1 protein-coding gene is annotated in these 617 nt (G+C 35.8%); it reads left to right on the forward strand.

The genetic code is table 11. The features are described from left to right. Positions 1-129 precede the first annotated feature (129 nt). Positions 130-336 carry a hypothetical protein gene (locus B0181_RS11835; RefSeq protein ID WP_078277683.1) on the forward strand — a complete coding sequence of 69 codons (207 nt, stop codon included), beginning with the start codon at positions 130-132 and terminating at the stop codon, positions 334-336. Positions 337-617: the final 281 nt, after the last annotated feature.

Raw genomic sequence — 617 nt, forward strand, 5'->3', positions numbered from 1 at the left:
AAATAATGTTTTAAATCAATGTGTTGTAATATTTATATGTTTTGGCAAGAAAAGTGTATAAATATACATAGATTTTTAATGTCTCTTATCGTGTTTTTGTTTGTCGTGTTTTAAGTTTTGGAGAAAGTGATGAACATTCCTTTGTTTTCGGCAATTTTTTCAATCGCTTCAACCGTGGCGATGGGTCTGCTGATTATTTTGGCAGTGGTAACGGGCTATGACAGCGGCAAGATGGTTATCGCCGCCATCGTGGCTGGGCTTGTAATCAGTGTGCCGATTGCGCTTGTGGTTACCAAAAAAATCAGCCAGCTGACCAGCGAGCCAAATAAAGGCTGAGTTGATGTTTGTGAGCTTATTTTTGCTAAAATAAGTTTTCATCATCAAAAACAAAACCACTCACAGCAGCCCAATGCCTTAAAATCAGTTTGCTTGAATTGATAAAGGTTTAAAAGGGCGGTGTGGGTGGTTTTTTGTTAAATTAAAAAAGTCAAAACAAACCAATAATGTACTCATAAAAAACCACCGCCATCAAAGAGACTTATCGGGCGGTGGTTTTTGTTTTGATAATCTTGTCTTAAAATAAATTAAAACAAGATTATTTGGCTATTTTCAAAATC

The organism is Moraxella caviae (assembly GCF_002014985.1).
GTDB lineage: Bacteria > Pseudomonadota > Gammaproteobacteria > Pseudomonadales > Moraxellaceae > Moraxella > Moraxella caviae.